This window comes from Methylobacter arcticus, from assembly GCF_050917435.1.
GTDB classification, from domain to species: domain Bacteria; phylum Pseudomonadota; class Gammaproteobacteria; order Methylococcales; family Methylomonadaceae; genus Methylobacter_A; species Methylobacter_A titanis.
Genome location: NZ_CP159583.1, coordinates 2,778,334 through 2,798,330 on the forward strand (window position 1 = coordinate 2,778,334; position 19,997 = coordinate 2,798,330).

A 19,997-nucleotide genomic window follows, 5' to 3' on the forward strand; every position below is an offset into this window, starting at 1 on the left:
CCGATCAGATCGTCGCCGTTAACCGGACAGCATAATTAACGGCGGAAATCACCTTAAATGACGGTCAAACAGGCGTCACAATCAGCCCGTATAATACCGAAAAATCAACCGACCCATTTGCAACCAACTCTAGGATTTATAAGCCATGACCGTCCCAAAAACTCCGCTACCGCAAGAAGAAATCGGCAAAATAGACGCCTACTGGCGCGCCTGTAATTACCTTGCGGCAGGCATGATTTATCTGCGCGACAATCCGCTGCTGCGCGAACCGCTCAAGCTGGAGCATGTAAAGAGTCGCTTGCTGGGACATTGGGGTTCAAGTCCGGGGCTATCCTTCACTTATATTCATCTCAACCGCCTGATTAACAAGTACGATTTAAACGCTATTTTCATGGCAGGTCCAGGACATGGTGCGCCGGGCGTGCTCGGTCCGGTCTATCTGGAAGGCGCTTACAGCGAGATTTACCCGAACAAGAGCGAAGACGAGCACGGCATGCGCGAGTTCTTCAAAGAGTTCTCTTTTCCCGGCGGCATCGGCAGCCATTGCACGCCGGAAACGCCGGGCTCGATTCATGAAGGTGGAGAACTCGGTTATAGCGTCTCCCATGCTTTCGGCGCGGCTTACGACAATCCCGAACTGATCGTTGCCGTGATGGTCGGCGATGGCGAAGCTGAAACTGCCCCGCTGGCGACCTCCTGGCATTCCAACAAGTTCCTGAATCCGATCCGCGATGGCGCAGTATTGCCGATCCTGCATTTGAACGGTTACAAGATCAACAACCCCACTATTCTGTCGCGTATCTCGCACGAAGAACTGGAAAACCTGTTCAAGGGCTACGGCTGGACGCCTTATTTTGTCGAGGGAAACGACCCGGACACCATGCACCAGGCCATGGCCGCAACGATGGAAGACTGTGTACTGGAAATCCGCCGCATTCAACAACAGGCCCGCAGCAGCGGTCAGCCGATTCGTCCGCGTTGGCCGATGATCGTGTTACGCAGCCCCAAAGGCTGGACCGGGCCGAAACAGGTTGACGGTAAAAAAGTGGAAGGCTTCTGGCGCTCGCATCAGGTGCCTTTGGGCAACGTACGCGATACGCCTGAGCATTTTAAACAGCTGGAAGACTGGCTGCGCAGTTATAAGCCGGAAGAACTGTTCGACCAAGACGGCCGCTTGTTACCCGAACTTAAAGCTCTGGCACCCAAGGGCGCGCGGCGCATGAGCGTCAACCCTCACGCCAATGGCGGCCTGTTGCGCAAAGCCCTGCATATGCCGGACTGCCGCGACTATGCCACGGTGGTGACCCAGCCGGGCACCACCAGCGCTGAAAACACCCGCCCGCTAGGCAAGTTCCTGCGCGACATCATGCGCCTGAATAGGCATAATTTCCGCGTGTTCGGCCCTGATGAAAACAGCTCGAACAAGCTGGACGACATCTACGAAGTCAGCAAGAAAACCTGGCTGGCCGACTATCTGCCGGAAGATGCCGATGGCGGCGAACTGTCGCCTGACGGACGGGTCATGGAAATGCTGTCCGAGCATACCCTGGAAGGCTGGCTGGAAGGCTATCTGCTGACCGGTCGCCACGGTTTCTTCTCCACCTACGAAGCCTTCGTGCATGTAATCGATTCGATGTTCAACCAGCATGCCAAATGGCTGGCCATGTCCAAGGCAGTCCCTTGGCGCGCCCCGGTGTCCTCGCTGAACCTGCTGATTACTTCCACCGTATGGCGGCAGGATCACAACGGCTTTACGCATCAGGACCCCGGCTTTCTCGATGTCGTGGTCAACAAAAGCCCGGAAGTGACGCGCATCTATCTGCCGCCGGACGTGAACTGTCTGTTGACGGTTGCCGATCATTGCTTAAAGAGCACCGATTACATCAACGTGATCGTTTGCGACAAGCAAAAGCATCTGCAATTTTTGGACATGGATGCGGCGATCAAACATTGCACCAAGGGCATCGGCATTTGGGACTGGGCTTGCAACGATCAAGGCGTAGAACCGGATTTAGTGATAGCCAGCGCCGGCGACATTCCAACCAAAGAAGCGCTGGCCGCCGTGGTGTTGCTGCGCGAGAATTTCCCCGAACTCAAAGTTCGCTTCATCAACGTGGTCGACCTCTACAAACTGACGCCTGCAGCCGAGCATCCGCACGGCTTATCGGACAAGGATTTCGACAGCCTGTTCACGCTGGACAAACCTATCCTGTTCAACTTCCACGGTTATCCCTGGCTGATCCATCGTCTGGCCTATCGTCGCAACAACCATAAAAATCTGCATGTGCGCGGCTACAAGGAAAAAGGCAGCATCAATACGCCGTTGGAACTGGCCATCCAGAATGAAATCGACCGTTTCAGCCTGGTGATTGACGCGATCAACCGCATCCCGGCGTTGCGTGTAGCCGGTGCCCATGTCAAAGAAAACATGCGCGACAAGCAGATCGAATGCCGTAACTATGCTTACGAATACGGCACCGATCTGCCCGAGGTCGACAACTGGGTATGGCCGTATTGAAGCGCTCAGTTCTAACCATCAACAGCGGCTCGTCTTCGATCAAGGCGAGCTTGTTTTCCGCTGAGGGTGTGCGGCGCAATTTTCGCTATGAACAGGTGCATGACCAAAGACAAGCATTCGCTCAGCTGTTGCACGATTTAGCCGGTGAAGTGCCCAAACTGGTGGGGCATCGCTTTGTTCATGGCGGCGATATCAGCGATCTGGCAAGGCGGGTTGATGCTACTGAGCGTTCCCGTCTGGAACACCTGATTCATCTTGCCCCGCTGCATTTGCCGGGCAATCTGCTCGGGCTGGATTTGTGTCTGCAACGCTTCTCTGTGCCGCAAATCGCCTGCTTCGATACGGCTTTTCACAGCACCCTGCCCGAGTTGGCTAAACGGTTGCCGATTCCGAACGAGTTTGGCATGCGCCGCTTCGGTTTTCATGGGCTCAATTACGCCTACATTGCCGGCATGCTTGCGGAAATTTTAGGCGACGTGGCTTATAAAAAAGTGGTTATCGCGCACTTGGGCAGCGGCGCCAGCCTTTGTTTGATGGAAAACTTAAAATCGGTGGACACCACCATGGGTTATACCCCGGCAGGCGGCATCCCGATGGGAACCCGTAGCGGCGACCTCGATCCAGGCATAATGCTGGAACTGGCAAAGCGTTTCAGTCCGGAAGCATTGAGCGACATGGTGTTTCACCGCATGGGCTTACTGGCTTTGTCTGCGGGTGAAAGTTCGGAAATGGATAAGCTGCTTGCCAGTGACAGTGACAACGCAAAATTTGCCGTCGACTATTTTTGCCGTCAGATACGGGCGGCGATAGGCGGCTTTGCGGCCAAGGCAGGCGGTATCGATGCGCTGGTTTTTACCGGCGGTATCGGTGAACACTCTGCCGAAGTCCGTGAAAAAATCTGCGCTCCGCTGGCCTTTCTGGGGTTTGCTTTGGATCGGACGGCCAATCATTCCGGTGCCAATGACATCGGCCTTACCGATTATAAACCGGTACTGATTGTCCCGGCTGATGAGGAAGTCATGATCCGCACTCTTTGTCTAAGTGCTTGCCGGTAAATTGGCGCTGTAACTGAGGGGAATTAAGCCATGCTCATATCCCACAAAGATAGGAGCATGTTTGAATAGTTGTTAGCTGACTCTGCCAACTGCTGTTGCGGCAGGCACTTCAATCAATCGGCCTGATTTACAATCGTAAATATAACCGTAAACAGGGATGCCGGAAGGAACCAGAGGATGGTTCTTAATGCGGGTGACATCTTCCAAAACGCTTTCCTGTTGATCTTTAATGGTCAGCCAATCGATATATTTGGCTTCGGCAGAACCCGGACCCTCGTTGCAATCATGCCAGCCGTCAGCATCGACAGAGGACGTTTTTAAGCTACTACCCAACAGACCGCGCATGATGTCGTCGGTAAATGTTTCCATGCCGCAGTCGGTATGATGAATAACAAACCATTCGCGGGTTCCCAATAATTTATAGGAGATAACCAAAGAACGGATCGCGTCGTCGCTAGCGCGACCGCCGGCATTACGAATGACGTGAGCATCACCTTCGGATAAACCGGCATATTTGGCCGGATCCAAACGGGCATCCATACAGGTCAAGATAGCAAAATGCCTTCCGGGAGGCATAGGCAATGCGCTCTTGTCACCGAAATCATTCACGTAATCTCTGTTTGCTGCTAAAACCTCATTAAGAATTTTGCTCATAAATACCTCATTGTTTTTGGTGGGCATAAAAAAACCGCTTGACCCTAATCACTAAGGAGAAATGAAAAAGACCAAGCGGCATAAACTACTATCTCCGCGACAAAGTTTACTCCAATAAATCAGGGTTTCAAATAGCGATATAGGTTATACAATATAAACTCAGAGTTTATAAAGAGACGGATATGGCTAAACTAAATAATACTCAAGTCTTTTGCCGAATTGTCGAGTTAGGTACTTTTGCAGCGGTTGCCCGCGAGATGAATCTTTCAGCGATGATGATCAGCAAATACATGGCTCAGCTGGAAGAATCTCTGGGGGTTGCCTTATTAAACCGGACAACCCGGCAGCTGAGTATGACGGAAGCGGGCAAGATCTACTATTACCGCAGCAAACAGCTACTCGATGATTTCTCGGAACTGGAAGAATTCACCTCGCAACTGGGTCGGCAGGTAAAAGGGACTTTAAAAATCAGCGCGCCTATCGATTTTGGCGGGCTTTATATGGTGCCTGCGATTGACGCGTATCAACGCGAATATCCCGATATTAAAATATTGATGACCTTACACAACAGCGAGGTTAATTTGAGCGAAGGTAGTTTCGATTTGTCTATCCTGGTCACGAATACACTTGATTTGGGCGTGGTCGCCAGAAAAATTGCCAAAACTCGATTGTGCACCTATGCTTCTCCGGCCTATATCGCCGAATACGGTGAACCGCAAACCATTGCCGAGCTAAGTTCGCATCGCTGTCTGCATTATATAGATACCCCGCATAAAGATTATTGGATGTTTAATGCCGACGGCGAGGAAGTTAAAATCAAAGTGAATTGGCATTTTGCCTCAAACAATGGCAGGGCATTATGTCAGGCGGCAGCCTTAGGCATGGGCATAACCCAGGCGCCTGAATTATCGGTGATGAATTATTTGGAACAGGGAAAGTTAATAGAGATTTTACCGGCTTTTCGTATTCCAGCACTGGAAATTTATGCTACCTATTTGCAAAGACGCTTTCTGCCTGCCAAGTTGGCAACGTTTGTAGATTTTTTAATCAAGCACTTTGCAGAAAACAATAAATTGAAATTCATCTAAAGACGCTCAACATGGCAAGACAAAACAAACACAGCCTGCAAGTAATCAGGGAAATGCTGCTGGATGCAGCAGAAACCCTCATCAATGAGGGCTATTCTGCATTAAAATTGGGCTAAAAAAGAGACCGCTTTAGAAGCCGCCCAACAAGATCAAAATATCTTGAGTCATACCTACTATTTTTAATCAAAATGTCATACTTGCCAGTTAGAGTTGCAGCTCCTTCTCAATAATCTGGAACTTCAAATGGATCAATTCAAGAAGAAAGCCATTATTACTGGCATACTTTTGGCCTGCGCACAAACAGCCTCTGCTGGAACTGACGTATTTTTTAATCCCTTGACACAATCGGCGGCCGTTGCTCAAACACCCAATCATGTCAACGAGTTGAATTCGCCTTGGCAAGTGCCGGCTGGCGTCAGTTACGAAAACCTGACCAGTCTGCATGAAATCGAAGCCGATCCATCTCAGTCCACAGTGCGTGTTCCCGGTCTCGGTGCTGGAGCTTCGATGACTGACATGAGCGCTTTCGATCCGAGCGGCCGTTATATCTTTTTGCCGCATGAAACTCAATACGGCGCTGGCTTGACCCGTTACGACCGTGAAACCGATAAAGCCGTCAACCTGTTCAGAGGCGACATGGGCGGACAGACTGGTAACTGGACTAACGATTTCGGCGCTCTCGATCCAGCTACCTGGACTCCGGCGAACACTCTCTTGGTTGGCGAAGAATGGTCCGGTCAAGGTCGTTTATTTGAAGTTACAAATCCAATGGCCAATGTCGAAAACGGCGAGGCTGTGATCGTCAATGAATTGCACAGCATCCCTAATGTTTCACATGAAGGCCTGCGCTTCAATCATGACGGTTCAGCATTGTATTTCGTCGATGAAGATCGTTCCGGCTCGGTATACAAATTCGTGCCTTCCGTTCACGGTGATTACAGCAAGGGGCAATCTTTTGTCCTGCGTGTCAATGGTTATACTGGCGGCTCCTCTGCTAATGCGGGCGCCTATCCAAACAACAATCCCTCTGAACGCTCAGGTTCGGCTACTTGGGTAGCTATGACAGATATTAAGGGTGTCACGCTGACTACAGCCGATCCATTCGATAATGAAACGCGTGGCGGTCGTGCCGCAGCCGATGAATTGAACGGCACACCTTTCCGTCGTCCGGAAGATGTTGAAATCGGCTATCTGAAGAATGGTCATGAAGTACTTTACTTTACTGCTACGGAAGAACTGGCTGCTTATTCGGTTGAAGAACTGGGTCACGGCAAAGCGATGGTACGTCTGTTCGCCGACGAAAGCACGCTTAAAAACCTGGGACAGGCATCGACTACTGGACATATAAACTCACCCGATAATTTGGCCCAGGATGCGCTTGGCAATATATATATGGTTGAAGATGCGCCGAACGGCGACAATGTGGGCGGTGATATCTGGTTTTTGCGTGATACCAATAATGACGGTATTGCGGAATCAGTCGACCATTTCATGAGTTTGCAGGTCAAAGGCGCCGAAAACACGGGCATGATATTCAACCCAGCCAATCCGACTCAGTTTATTATCAACGTACAGCATCCGGAAAGTACAGCGGATCAAGATAACGGCATGGGTGATGCGACCTGGTTAATCGACATCAACAATGTCGTTGCACCACTTTGTGCGGCCGATAGCGATGACAAACGCGAACATGCGCGCAATGATCATGATGGAAAAAATCGAACGGTAAAAACCTGTAACGACAGCGATGCTACCAACTTCATTAAGAAATTGACCAAAGCGAGTCAATAAAAAAGCCAAAATGACAATTGTCATGTTCCACTTTGATACCCATGCAACATCCGTTTAATTCGCCGATCAAACATGGCCTACACCCGTTCCCAAGCGCTCAGTTTGGGAACTTTAACTATCGTTAAAAATCGTCCTCAGTTAATAGTGTTGTTACCTTTCTATCCGGGTCGGTGATAACCCATAGTTTTTCGGTACCGATGCTATAAACAGACATGATTCTTTCCACCGATTCAGGCAGTAATGCCAGCGTGTTCTCATGCCAGTCCTGCTCCGATATCTCGCCATAATCACCTTTTTCATGCCTATCCAGCAAATCGCCAATGGCTACTTTATAACGGGCTATTATCGAAATAGCCGATGGCGTCATGGTGATTTTCCCCAGTTCAAATAGCTTCATTTATGTAGCCTCCCTTATTATTATAAAAAGCCCACTTTCAGCGATTAGCCGTTTGTTATTTTTTTTTATTATCAGGCAGATGCAACGATACCAAAAAAGTGGCACTCAATACCAACACACCCAATATAAGCATAGAAAATACGGGATCCACCTTATGTGCTACAGCAAAAGTATAGCTTCCAACTGCCAATAGCATAGCCAAATTTTGAAAAAACCCTTGCAGAGCTACAGCACTGCCGCTACCGATACTTTGTTGCCCCAGTTCCTGTAACGCGGCGTTGACGGGAACGATAAACATACCGCCCATCATACCAATGAAAAACAGCGTAAAACGGGCAGGCCAGATGCTCTCTGTCAGACTCAGCACTATGATAAACGCTGCCATTAAATAGGCGGGTATTCTGGCACGGCGCAAATGTTCCAATGGAATCATCCTGGGCACCAAGGCCGATCCGGCAATAATGCCGATAGCGAGAAACAAAGTCAATTCAGCAATTTCAGAGGCATTTTTGGACAATAAAACCAGCGGCGCCCAAACGACAATAATGACCCTTAAGGTTGCCGCAGAAGCCCAGAATAAGGAGCCGCCAAGAACAGCAAAGCGTGATCTCGGCGTAGTAAAAAACAGGCCTATTTCCCGTAAAAACAGCAGCACTTTCGAACCGGCAGGGGCCGTTTTTTTAGCGATGCTTGCCGGTAAAAACAAGGTGGTTACTGCGGAAATGATAAAAAGGACGATGGTTCCGATCAGCGCCCATGATATTGAGTAATCCGCCACCTTGGCGCCAACAACCATACCCAATAGGATAGCCAAAATGGTGGAGCCTTCAACCCAGCTGTTCGCTTTGACCAGGAATTGATGCCCTGCCAGTTCAGGCAGAATACCGTATTTTGCCGGACTGTAAATGGCCGCGCCTATGCCAACAATGCCATAAGCAATCAGGGGCTCTATATGCAATAGCAATAACCCTGCGCCCGCCGCTTTAATTAGGTTGGCAATAATCAACACCTTCGATTTAGGATGGTTATCGGCAAATCCTCCCACCCACGGAGCAAGTAATACGAAGGCAATCAGGAATACACTTTGCAAGGCAGGAATGTACCATCCAGCCAACTGCGTAGACTGCATCACCATGGCAATCACCGTAAACAAAATAGCGTTATCGGCAAAGGCAGATAGGAACTGGGCAATCAATAACGGGTAGATTTGTTTGTTCATGCAAGAATATCGGTATCGTAAGAACGTTGTGGGGGCGATCCGGCAGGTCGCCCTGATAATGCACGGTCTTTAAAAACAAGGGCGACCTGCCGGATCGCCCCTACGAAAGAGAAACCATGTTTGGTACTTATATTTTACCGGCTGCCAGCTCGGTCACTGCCTGATAATTGGTTTTACCGGTCGCCATCACCGGAATCGCATCAACGATCAAAACTTTCTTGGGCAGGCCGATAGGGGTAACGCCTATTGAGGCCGCTGCCAAGTCAGCGACAGTCGCATCTTTTTGGGTGGTGAGCAGAACAATCTGTTCGCCTTTTTTTGCATCCGGCAGGCTGATTGCGGCGTGATGCGCATCCGGCCAGGCATTGGAAGCCAGCTGTTCGACTGCGGTTAACGAGACCATCTCGCCGCTGATTTTGGCAAAGCGCTTGCTGCGCCCGCGTATGCTGATGAAACCGTCGTTATCGACATTGACAATATCGCCGGTGTCATACCAGCCTTCGCCATAAATTGATTGGGGCGGGATCAGCTTGCCCGGGTTATCGGCCAGCAGATAACCCCGCATGATATTGGGCCCGCGAACGTGTAGCCTGCCCGCCTCTTGGATACCTTCGACAGCTTCCAGCTTGTAGTCCATAGACGGCATAAACCGGCCAACGGTGCCGGCTTTAAAGTCCATCGGCGTATTGACAGAGGTGATGGGCGTGGTTTCGGTGGCGCCATAACCTTCCAATATACGTATGCCGAATTTATCAGCCCAAACTTGGCGGGTGGTTTCCTGCAACTTTTCAGCACCGGCAACTACATAACGCATATTGAAAAAATCATAGGCGTGAGCTTTTTTAGCATAACCGGCTAAGAAAGTATTGGTACCGAACATGATGGTCGCGCTGATTTCATAAGCGATTTCGGGAATGATCGAATAATGCAGCGGGGTCGGATAAAAAAACGTGGTCATGCCATGCAATATCGGCAGCATCGTGCCGACGGTAAAACCGAAAGAATGAAACATCGGCAGAAAGTTCAGCACCACATCCTGGGCAGTGAAATTAATCCGGGCTTCCAGTTGTTTAAGGTTGGACAGGATGTTGGCATGGGACAGCACCACGCCTTTAGGCGTGCCTTCAGAGCCGGAAGTAAATAAAACCACCGCCGGACTGTCGGGGTTGTATTGGGTGTGTTTGTACCAGATATTGGCGGTTTTGCCTTGCACCAGCGCCTGGAATTTGTCCAATTTAGACAGGCCATCGGCCAAATCTTCCAGATAAACCAGCTTAACCAGTTCGCCCAAGTGCTCGGCCTCCATGGCTAACTTACCCAACTCTATAAAGCGACGGGACGTTAAAACGGTTTTAACTTGCGCGGTGTTGCACGCGGAAATCATACCGGCTGAACCGGTTGAATAATTCAACATCGCCGGGACCCGGCCATAAAGTTGCAAGCCCAGAACCACCGACAGCGTTTTGGTCGAATTGGGCAAAAAAATCCCGACATTTTCCGAGGCGGCCGTAATTTTCGTTAAGGCGTTGCCGATCGCAATGGTGCGGGTAATTAAGTTGTCATAGGATAACGGAATACGTTCCAGATCTTTGGCAACAGTATGCTTGCCGCCGTGTATTTTGCGCGCTTCAAGCAGACTGGCGAAAATGGTTTGCCGGTAATGGCTGGTGGCAAACATCATTTCAGTCATAATATCCGACAAAATGTGTCCGCTGTATTTGCGACGGTTTCTGCCTCTCAATTCTGCCGGCGGGGAAACGAAGGTATGAGGCAAAATCTGAATGGTAATTTTGGGAAATAAACGCAAGCGGACAATATTGCGCAGCCTGGAAAAATGCGTGTATTCGGCGCCATGAATGCGCACAGGCAGTATCGCCGCCTGGGATTTATCGGCGACCATGCCGGTGCCGTCGTAAACTTTCATTAACGAACCGGTCACGGTAATGCGACCTTCAGGAAAAATAACGGTGCGGGTGTCTGCCTGCAAGTGGTGAATCAAATCCTTCAGTGATAAAGGATGGGTCGGATCCATTGGAAATACGCGGGATAGTCTCAGAAAAGGCTTTAACCACCAGCGCTCGGAAATCTGGGTGTTAATCGCAAACGTGATGTCATCGGGCAAAAATACGCCCAGCAGCAACGGATCCAGAAATGAGGTGTGATTGGATATAATCAGCACACGTTTGCCTGCCTTTTTATAGTTGTCCAGGCCTTTGACTTCAACCTTGTAGATCAAGGTCAGCAACCAGCGTAAAATTTTTTTCAGCATTAAGTTTCCTCCTTGTGTCATTTTAACAGATGTTTTATTTTACCCGGAAAAATCATGGTGAATGGAGCGCTCAAACCTCTGGAGACATTTTTCGACGCGTGTACTCACCTGCCAACTATAAATGAATATTTTAATTTCAAGGTGTTAACCGCCATGATTTTGCAAACCTTTCTATATAACCGTCTGTTTTATAGATTATATTTTTCACCAGTCACACGCTATCTTATAGGTTGAGAAAAAATCATCAGACAGCGTTATAATGTTTCATTCGAAAATCCCCAGCCGTTACCCAGCAAAGTCGTCTCAGCCAATGAAAATACTCAATATTCATTTTAAAAACATCAATTCATTGGAAGGCGAGAGCCGGATCGATTTTGAACAAGCGCCTTTTTCAGATACCGGGGTTTTTGCGATTACCGGCCCTAACGGATCGGGAAAATCCAGTATTTTAGATGCAATTACGCTGGGCTTATATGGCGAGACTTTTCGTTTTGATCGCCCTGCCAAACACGTGATGACCCAACACACGGCTGAGTGTTACTCGGAGATTGAATTTGTTGTGGACCAGGTGAAATACCGGTCCAGTTGGCATGCGCAACGGCATAATGCGAATCCCGAGGGCGAGTTAATGCCGCCTGAAATGAAGTTGATCCGTTTGAGCGACGACCAAGTGCTGGCGACTACATCCCAACAGGTTTGTGCGCGGATCATCGAAATTACCGGGATGAATTTTCGTAACTTTACCCGTTCGATACTGCTGGCTCAGGGCGATTTTGCCGCATTTCTGAATGCGCTGGACAGTGAGCGCATGGATATTCTGGAAAAAATCATCAGCGCCGACATTTATTCCGACTATAAAAAAGAGGTGCATAAAAAGGCCGCCGATGCGCAACAACGCCTGGATTATTTAACCCAGGATTTGTCGATTATACCGATCATGGAGCCGGAAAAGCAGGAAGCCTGCGAACAGGATTTGGCCGATTTTATCGACCAAGCATCCGAGTTGAGGGAACAGCAAAACCAGCTGAAGCAGCGGCAAGCGTCACTGAAAAACGTGCTATCCCTGCAAGTCCGGATTGCCGACCAGGAAAAAAACCTACAGCAAACCCAATCACTGGCCGAAAGTGAGCAGCAGCAACTGGATCAACTGGCTACGACTCAAGACGCGTTGCTTTTTAAGAATGATGCGCAGCTCATTAAGGAAAAAAATCACGAGATTCATCAGGGCAAAGCAACACTGGCGGACTTTCGTGGCGAACTTAAGCAGATACAAGAGCGCATCGGTGCAGATCAATCGGCTCCGGAAAGCTTGCCCCGTAAATCGGTTACCGAACAGGGACAAACGATAACCCAGATCAGAACCCAGATCGGTCAACTGAGTGCGCAGCAACAGTCGGAATCAGACTTATGGCAATCTTTAGGTATGCAGATTGACCAGAAAACATCGGTTCTTGGTACCGTGTCGCAATGGCTGAAAGATCATGCCGCAGACGAATCTTTGCTGGTAAATTTCCCCGAAACAGGCCGATTAAAAAACCTCCGAGCAGAACTGATCGAACTAAAACAAAAACAAAAAGCATTCATTCAGTGGTCCAAAAACACAACTTCATCACTGAAAAACAACCAATCTGCCCTTGCGCAGGAAAACAAAAAAATTGCTGAATTAACTCGCCAGTTGCCGCTGGCAGAAAAGGCACTGGATGAACTGGCACAGGGCAAAAATCTGGCTGAACTTGAGGAGTTTCAGCAAGATCAGCAAGAGCGGGTTAAGGATTTCCGGGAGTTCTATAGTCTGAGCGTGGCTAATCAAAAACTGTCTCAAAGCGGCTTTGGTTTTTTCCGTATATTTGGCCGTAAAGACCAGCCGAATCATGATATAGAGGAGCTGGAATCCGAACTTGTCGCCTTAAAACAGGAAGTAAGCCGGGAAGACAATATTAGACTCACCTTGGAAACGGCCGTTTTTCATGAAGCCTTGCTTAAAAAAATGGCCGCAGACCGACAGTATCTTGACGATGGCGAACCTTGCTTTTTATGCGGTGCTGTGGAGCATCCTTATATCAAGCATCCGCCGAAAGAAGCCAATTCTCAACAGGCGCTGACGGATCAGAAGGCAAAATTAAAGGCCTTAACATTAGCTAGAGGCAAACTCGCTCAGCGGATTAAAACAACGCAAAAACAGGTAGAAAAAAACCAGGCTAATCAGGCACAACTGCTGAGGATTAGATCCCAATGGTTAACCTTGAGCAACCGACTGAACACCGCAAGTGAAGATCTAAGCATCACCAAATTACGCTTGATAAAGCGTCTGCTAACGGCTGAAATAGATAAATTAACAACCATTACCAACGTGGTTGCCAGCTATCGAAAAAAACTGGCCAGTATCGAACGATTAAAAGCCTCGATCGCCAAAGGCGAAGCTACCGTTGAACGTTTGCAGCTAAACACTCTGCAACTGGATGCCGAATGGCGGGAGCGCCCACAGGAAGAAATCGATTACGACGCCGCATTGGCTAGCCGCCAGCAGGAAGAACAACAACTGGCCGAACAAGTGCTTGCACAATTGATCTTATTGGGCGAAAAAATGCCGACTAAGGGTAAAGAGGATGCCTTGTTTGACCGACTGAATGCGCGGAGGCAGGATTATCAAGGCTATGTTCTACGTCAAAAAAGTTTAACCGACGAACTGGGGGCATTGAAGGCGAAAGCGGCTCATTGCCAAGTTGAAATAACGGCATGCCATGAAAAACTCGAGCATTACAGCCATCAATTGCAATCCGAAGAAATCGTCGGTCTGTATTTGGCATTGATTGAAAAACAAAAACTGATTGCCGACAAGGAGCAGCTTATTGCCAGTCAGGAAACCGAACTCGGCGTGCTAAAACAGGCGCTGCAAGACAAAATACAGGACACGCAATTTACCAGTCTGCATGCGCTGACTGAAATATTAGAGCTGCTGCAACACCAGCCGGAACTTGAACGGCACCTGGCAGAACTGGAACAGGAAATCGACGCCAGGACCGTAGAGTTGGAAAACAGCCGGCTTGAGTTGGACGCTGAAGATACGCTGGTTGTCACTAAAATAAACACCGAACAACTGGACGTCCAACTCAAGAACGCGAGAGAACAACTGGAGATAGCCAATCTGGAAGCGCAGCGTCTGGAGCGGCTGTTGAAAGAGCAAAACCAACTTAAACAAAAAGCCGATGCGATACGGACACAATTGCAGGATCAACAAGAAATCACCCGACTGAGCAACGCCGAGGCCGCTCAAATAGCCGAGGAAAGCGGCATGGCTTTTCGTCGTCGGGTTCAACAACGGGTAGCCGATCGGCTATTATCCCAAACCAATGCCGTGCTGGAAAAAATCAGCGGCCGTTATTATCTGCGGAAAATGCCCAGCGAACAAGGTTTGGCATTGGAAATTGAGGATACGTATCAGGGCAATGCACGACGACTGCCCAAGACTTTATCCGGCGGAGAGAGTTTTGTGGTGAGCCTGTCGCTGGCGCTGGGACTTTCGGAATTAGCCAATAACGGCAAGTCCGTGGATTCGTTATTTCTCGATGAAGGCTTTGGTAACCTGGATGCTGAAACGCTATACACGGTCATCAGCACCTTGGAAAGCCTGCAAACCCACGGCAAAACCGTCGGCGTTATTTCTCATGTTGAAGGCATACAAAAACGCTTTAAAGCCCAACTGCAAGTGGTTAAAAAGCCTAATGGGATGGGGATGCTGAAGCAAGTATCATAAGCGATAAAGGGTGCGCCACGCGCCCTAATCCGGTTCGGATCTCAGCCTAACCGGATTAGGGCAAATAAACATTCCATTTCATTCCGCCCAGCGTTGCGCTCTTTTTACCTTCCAGCACGCCGCCCAACAGTCCGACTAATTCATAAACGACGGCCATGCCGATACCGTGCCCGTGGATATTTTCATCGGCTCTGACACCTCTTTTTAAAATCTCAACCAGTTTTCCATCAGGGATTCCGGAACCGTCGTCTTCAATCTGTAACAATACCGCATAATTCCGTCTGCCTTTACCTTGATTCAGAGAAAGGCTGATTTTGACTGTGTGCCGACACCACTTGCAGGCGTTATCCATCAGGTTACCGGCTATTTCATACAAATCGCCTTCTTCATAACAAACCAGACTTTGTTCCGGCACAGTCATATCGAAACTGATGTTTTTATCGATATAAACCTTAGCCAGCGATACGCTTATTTTTTTTATGATCACCGATAAATCCACGGTTCCGGTGGTTTTATACTCGCCCTTGGCTGCCGCCCGCTGTAATTGATACTCGACGATGTCATCCATACGGCAAATTTGTTCTTTTACCGTCTCCTTATTCACGCTGAAAGACTCGGCACAGCCGCGCATTATCGACAGCGGCGTTTTCAGGCTGTGCGCCAGGTCCGCCAAAGCATTACGATAACGCTTCAGATGCGCCCGTTCGCTGTTGATGAAGGCATTAATGTTTCCGGCAAGACCTTCCAACTCCGTGGCATAGTTCCCGTCTAAATGGATTTTTCGCCCTTTCTCTATCGCCTCAAGATCTTTTACGATAACCCGCAAAGGCTTCAATCCCCAGCGCAACAAGGCCAGCTGAATAACCATCAAAACCACGCCTAATGCCAGCAACCAGACTCTTAAGGTTTTTCTAAACCGCTCCACCTCATTACTGACAAACTGGGCGTCTTCAGTCACGGTAAAGATGTATTCGCGCTCATCACCGATCTTGTTTTTCCAGATGACGGCGTAATGCAGCGTGTAACGACCCTGCTCGGTTAACAAGAATTCAAAATTTCCGGGAATGAGTTCCGGAGGAGGAATGACATCGAGGCCGATAGCCGATGGCGAATGCCAAATCAGAGTTTTATTGACCAAGTGTATAAAGCCGTACAGGCCGGAACCTGGCGTTGCAAAGCGCGGCTCCGGCAAATAAGTCGGCATCGTTAAATCGCCGAAGTTTTTAAGCTCGGCGGACGATAACAGCGAGTACACATGAACCTGTAGCTTTTCTTTCAAGGCTTGTTCGGCACTCTTTCGAAAACCCTGTTCAAGCACCACCGAAGCCAAGGCAAAAAATGCGGCAAGCACAAGGCCTGCGGAAACCAATAATCGAAAGGTTAATGATTTAACTTGCATTCAGATTTGAGTATCAAATCAATCGCGCTGACCATGAATGATATAACCTCGTCCACGCAAGGTTTCAATCGGTTTACGGGTGCCGTCGGGATCGAGCTTCTTTCTCAAACGACCGATAAAAACCTCAAGCACATTGCTGTCGCGTTCAAAGTCTTCATCATAGATATGTGCAGTCAACACGGATTTTGAAATAACTTCGCCCTTGCGAAACATCAGGTACTCCAGCACCTTGTATTCGTAAGCGGTTAATTCCAGTTTGGCGCCGGACACTGTGACTTCCTGAGCCACGGTATCCAGCTCAATATTGTCATGGCTTAATACCGGATGAGCCACTCCGGCTGAACGCCTTATCAAGGCGTTAATCCTGGCCAGCAACTCTTCATAATGAAAAGGTTTGACCAGATAATCATCCGCGCCCGCTTCCAGTCCTTCTACTTTTTCCTGCCAGCGACTGCGAGCGGTTAAGATCAGGATGGGCACGGTCACTTTGTCTTTACGCAAGCGCTTAATCAATTCAATGCCGGAAAAATCGGGCAGGCCAATGTCAATCACCGCCGCATCAATCGGATATTCCTTGCCCATATAATAGCCGTCGCGACCGGTATTTGCGGTATCAACGGCAAAACCTTTATCGGCAAAGAACTGCTGAATCTGTTCACAGAGCTTTATTTCATCTTCAACAACTAGAATACGCATGTTTTTCGTCTACCGAGGTTAACTGACTAATTGACCGGTTTGGGCGTCAATTTTGTAATATCTGATACGACCATCCGGTGTAAGCACTTTAATGATATGGACTTCTTGTCCATCGATAATCTCTGTTTGCGCACCCAGCACCTTGTTATAAGTACCTTCGATTATTTGTTTGGTAGCCTCGTCCAAACTGATGTAAACCAGCAGATTATTTTCTGCAAAACAGCTACTGGAAAATATCAAGGCGACTACAACGGCTTTAAGCAAATTTCTCATGGGCAATCCAAGCTATCCGGGCACAAAATGTTTGTTCAACGTAACGACAAGAATAGAACGCAGATGATTATGATGACCGCGGATAGCCTCAAAATGGCAATCAACTGATTTTTCCAGGATAATTCAAAAAATCTTATTCAATCATAAATATCAGCATCATCTGCGTTCTATTACTGAGTGAAAAGCATTTTAACCCTTCACCCTGAATCGACACTGAACCATTAACGTAACGACAAATCCTGAGCCATGCTGCCGATAGCTTGCCCGAAAGATGCGCCCAACTTACCTGCAATTTTATCCAGAAAATGTTCCTGCCTGCTAAAGTCAACCAATTTATCGGCGCCAATCAGCTCTTTGGCAACGTAATCCTGGTTGCCAACGCCGTCAACTATGCCTTGCTTCACGCCTTCTTCACCGGTCCAAACCAAGCCTGAAAACATGTCTGGATTTTCTTTAAGCCGGTCGCCGCGACCGGCTTTAACCGCGCTGATAAATTGCTGATGCACTTGATTTAACAGGCCTTGTATATACTGGGTTTCCCCTTCTTTAGATGGCGAAAAAGGATCGAGCATGGCTTTATGTGCCCCTGCTGTGAGCAACCGGCGCTCTACGCCCAGTTTTTGCATAACGTCGACAAAACCGAATCCATCCATCAATACGCCTATTGAACCCACCAAACTGGACGGGTTAACAAAAATCTTGTCGCTAGCAGCTACGATAAAGTAGCAACCTGAAGCACAAATATCACTAACCACCGCATAAATCGGCAGACTAGGGTGTTCTTTTTTTATCTTCCTGATTTCCTCATAGATATAAGAAGACTGCACGGGACTGCCGCCCGGCGAATTTGCATGCAGAATAATGCCCTTGGTGTGTTTGTCTTTGACTGCATCTCTCAAACTTCCAATAATGCTGTCCGCATTGGCCTGCTTATCCTCAGCAATCATGCCGACCACATCGATAACAGCGGTATGATCCTTACTGACATCACCCATATCTTTACTCAACTTTGGGTACATCACCACACCGAATACGGCGATCAAGTACACGAACATCAAGCTCTTAAAAAAAACCCCCCACCGCCTTGCCCTGGTTTGCTCGGTGACTGCGGCCAGTGCCAGCTTTTCAATGACCTCTCGCTCCCAACCGGATTCGCGTATAACTTCTGCTTTGTTCTGATTATCCATACTTTGTTAACCTCTAATAATATTCAGTAATGCTGCAGGATGCTGTAAGCACATTAACGGATTGTATTGTTGCAATATGTCTTCCGGATGCGCTCCGCACGACACTGCTATCGACGATATTTGGGCATTCATCGCCATTTGCAAGTCATGGCTGGAATCACCCACCATTAAACTCCGGTTATTCGCTGCATTAGTATGCTGCATAATCTGATGCAGCATCAGCGGATCCGGTTTAGAGGCGGTCTCATCGGAACAACGGGTGATGCAAAACAAATCTTCGGTAGCTGTCGCCTGCAAGGCCTGCTGCAAACCTGCCCTGGTTTTACCGGTAGCCACAGCCAGCTGATAACCGGCCTGTTTCAGTTCCACTAACATCTCGTAAACACCAGGGAATAAATCTTCCCTGCTGAGTTGTTTGGACGAATACGTTTGCTGGTAACAGGCCGTCAATCGCGTCAGCGTTTGCTGATCGACGCCGGGAAATAGCTGACTACAGGCGTTGGCAATACTCAGGCCTATCACATCTCTTGCCGCTTGAGGCTCAGGAATAGCGCAATTACACTGCTTTGCCGCTGCTTGCAGGCAGTTGACGATCCAGTCTATCGAATCAATCAGAGTGCCGTCCCAATCAAAGATGATTAAATCAAATCTGTTCTTCATGTCTTAACAAATCTTCCAGTTGCTTAGGCAAAGGAGCCAAAATGGTTAGCGGCTCACCGGTAACAGGGTGCTGAAACTTTAACTTTTCCGCATGCAGAAACATGCGCTTGTAGCCTCGACCTTTAAATCCGCGGTTAATGTCATCTCGCCCGTAACGGTCGTCACCGACGATGGGATGTCCAAGACTGGCGGCGTGTACGCGGATTTGATGGGTACGCCCGGTTTTTGGCGAAGCCTCAACCAACGTCGAGTCCGCAAATGTTTTCAAGCGCCGAAACAGCGTCTCAGCCTCTTTTCCGGCTTGACTGATGACCACCATGCGTTCACCGCCTTTGCTGACATTTTTTAGCAAGGGCGCGTTGACAATCAGCTTTTTCCTCGCCCATTGCCCGGCCAGCAACGCCAGATAGGTTTTATGAATATGATTCTCTCGAAACAGCTCATGCAACAGTTTCAGCGCGCTGCGTTTTTTAGCAATCATCAGACAGCCGGAGGTATCTTTATCGAGTCGATGCACCAGCTCTAAAAAATGCGCTTCAGGTCTAATCAGGCGCAGTCCTTCGATAATGCCGGAACTCACGCCGCTGCCACCGTGCACCGCGAAACCTGCCGGCTTGTTAACGACCAGGAAACCTTCATCTTCAAACAAAATGCCCTGTTCCAATGCGGCTTGCAAACCCTGCGGAACATAAGATTCTTCGCTACGTTCTGCTATTCTAACCGGAGGAATTCTGACTATATCGCCTGCAACCAGACGGTATTTAACATCGACACGACCTTTATTGACCCTCACTTCACCTTTACGAACGATCCGGTAAATTCGGCTTTTAGGCACGCCCTTCAAGCGTGCAATTAAAAAATTATCCAAGCGTTGATCGCACATATCTTCGGTGATTTCGACCAGTTGGACTTTGGGGGTTACGCTTTTTTCTTCACTATTCATCGTGTAAATAATACCAGTATCTCGTTATGATTGATTCTTTAAATTGATGTATAGCAATAAGATTGCTATATTAAGCAAGTTTTTAATAGTAAAA

Annotated in this window: 15 protein-coding genes; 5 read left to right on the top strand and 10 right to left on the bottom strand. The window is 48.6% G+C overall.

Annotated features, from left to right (window positions below):
* The first annotated feature begins 145 nt into the window (after positions 1 to 145).
* Positions 146 to 2,518: a phosphoketolase family protein gene (locus tag ABXJ76_RS13310; RefSeq protein ID WP_432741146.1), complete on the top strand. Its 2,373-nt coding sequence runs from the start codon at positions 146 to 148 to the stop codon at positions 2,516 to 2,518.
* A complete protein-coding gene (locus tag ABXJ76_RS13315) occupies positions 2,506 to 3,573 on the top strand; it encodes an acetate/propionate family kinase (RefSeq protein ID WP_432741147.1) in 1,068 nt (355 codons plus the stop codon). The genes ABXJ76_RS13310 and ABXJ76_RS13315 overlap by 13 nt, the downstream gene beginning before the upstream one ends.
* Positions 3,574 to 3,645: 72 nt before the next feature.
* On the opposite strand, the gene ABXJ76_RS13320 is transcribed toward ABXJ76_RS13315, so the two are convergent.
* Complete coding sequence (locus tag ABXJ76_RS13320) at positions 3,646 to 4,227, bottom strand: beta-class carbonic anhydrase (RefSeq protein WP_432741148.1); 582 nt, start codon at positions 4,225 to 4,227, stop codon at positions 3,646 to 3,648.
* A gap of 182 nt (positions 4,228 to 4,409) precedes the next feature.
* Here ABXJ76_RS13320 and ABXJ76_RS13325 point away from each other — a divergent pair, with 182 nt between their 5' ends.
* A complete protein-coding gene (locus ABXJ76_RS13325; protein WP_432741150.1) occupies positions 4,410 to 5,315 on the top strand; it encodes a LysR family transcriptional regulator in 906 nt (301 codons plus the stop codon).
* Positions 5,316 to 5,558: 243 nt separating this feature from the next.
* Complete coding sequence (locus tag ABXJ76_RS13330; protein WP_432741152.1) at positions 5,559 to 7,106, top strand: alkaline phosphatase PhoX; 1,548 nt, start codon at positions 5,559 to 5,561, stop codon at positions 7,104 to 7,106.
* Positions 7,107 to 7,227: 121 nt separating this feature from the next.
* Here the strand turns inward: ABXJ76_RS13330 and ABXJ76_RS13335 are convergent, their stop codons facing one another.
* From ABXJ76_RS13335 to ABXJ76_RS13345, 3 genes are all read right to left on the bottom strand, one after another.
* Entirely contained in the window at positions 7,228 to 7,503 is a 276-nt protein-coding gene (locus ABXJ76_RS13335) for a hypothetical protein (RefSeq protein WP_432741154.1), read from the bottom strand.
* Positions 7,504 to 7,558: 55 nt separating this feature from the next.
* On the bottom strand, positions 7,559 to 8,722 hold the full coding sequence (lplT, locus tag ABXJ76_RS13340; protein ID WP_432741155.1) for a lysophospholipid transporter LplT: 1,164 nt from the start codon (positions 8,720 to 8,722) through the stop codon (positions 7,559 to 7,561).
* A 127-nt stretch (positions 8,723 to 8,849) separates the two neighbouring features.
* Positions 8,850 to 10,991 (bottom strand): AMP-binding protein, encoded by a 2,142-nt coding sequence (locus tag ABXJ76_RS13345; protein ID WP_432741157.1) that lies wholly within the window; start codon positions 10,989 to 10,991, stop codon positions 8,850 to 8,852.
* 259 nt (positions 10,992 to 11,250) lie between these two features.
* Here ABXJ76_RS13345 and ABXJ76_RS13350 point away from each other — a divergent pair, with 259 nt between their 5' ends.
* Positions 11,251 to 14,745, top strand: a complete 3,495-nt coding sequence (locus tag ABXJ76_RS13350; RefSeq protein ID WP_432741159.1) for an AAA family ATPase — start codon at positions 11,251 to 11,253, stop codon at positions 14,743 to 14,745.
* Between the two features lie 55 nt (positions 14,746 to 14,800).
* On the opposite strand, the gene ABXJ76_RS13355 is transcribed toward ABXJ76_RS13350, so the two are convergent.
* From ABXJ76_RS13355 to rluC, 6 genes are all read right to left on the bottom strand, one after another.
* Entirely contained in the window at positions 14,801 to 16,144 is a 1,344-nt protein-coding gene (locus ABXJ76_RS13355) for an ATP-binding protein (RefSeq protein ID WP_432741161.1), read from the bottom strand.
* A gap of 18 nt (positions 16,145 to 16,162) precedes the next feature.
* Positions 16,163 to 16,840: a response regulator transcription factor gene (locus ABXJ76_RS13360; protein ID WP_432741164.1), complete on the bottom strand. Its 678-nt coding sequence runs from the start codon at positions 16,838 to 16,840 to the stop codon at positions 16,163 to 16,165.
* A gap of 18 nt (positions 16,841 to 16,858) precedes the next feature.
* Entirely contained in the window at positions 16,859 to 17,113 is a 255-nt protein-coding gene (locus ABXJ76_RS13365) for a PepSY domain-containing protein (RefSeq protein WP_432741166.1), read from the bottom strand.
* Positions 17,114 to 17,334: 221 nt separating this feature from the next.
* Positions 17,335 to 18,300: a S49 family peptidase gene (locus ABXJ76_RS13370; protein ID WP_432741169.1), complete on the bottom strand. Its 966-nt coding sequence runs from the start codon at positions 18,298 to 18,300 to the stop codon at positions 17,335 to 17,337.
* Positions 18,301 to 18,306: 6 nt separating this feature from the next.
* Complete coding sequence (locus ABXJ76_RS13375) at positions 18,307 to 18,960, bottom strand: HAD family hydrolase (RefSeq protein WP_432741170.1); 654 nt, start codon at positions 18,958 to 18,960, stop codon at positions 18,307 to 18,309.
* Entirely contained in the window at positions 18,944 to 19,903 is a 960-nt protein-coding gene (gene rluC, locus ABXJ76_RS13380) for a 23S rRNA pseudouridine(955/2504/2580) synthase RluC (protein WP_432741173.1), read from the bottom strand. Before rluC ends, ABXJ76_RS13375 begins: the two co-directional genes overlap by 17 nt.
* Between the last annotated feature and the right edge of the window lie 94 nt (positions 19,904 to 19,997).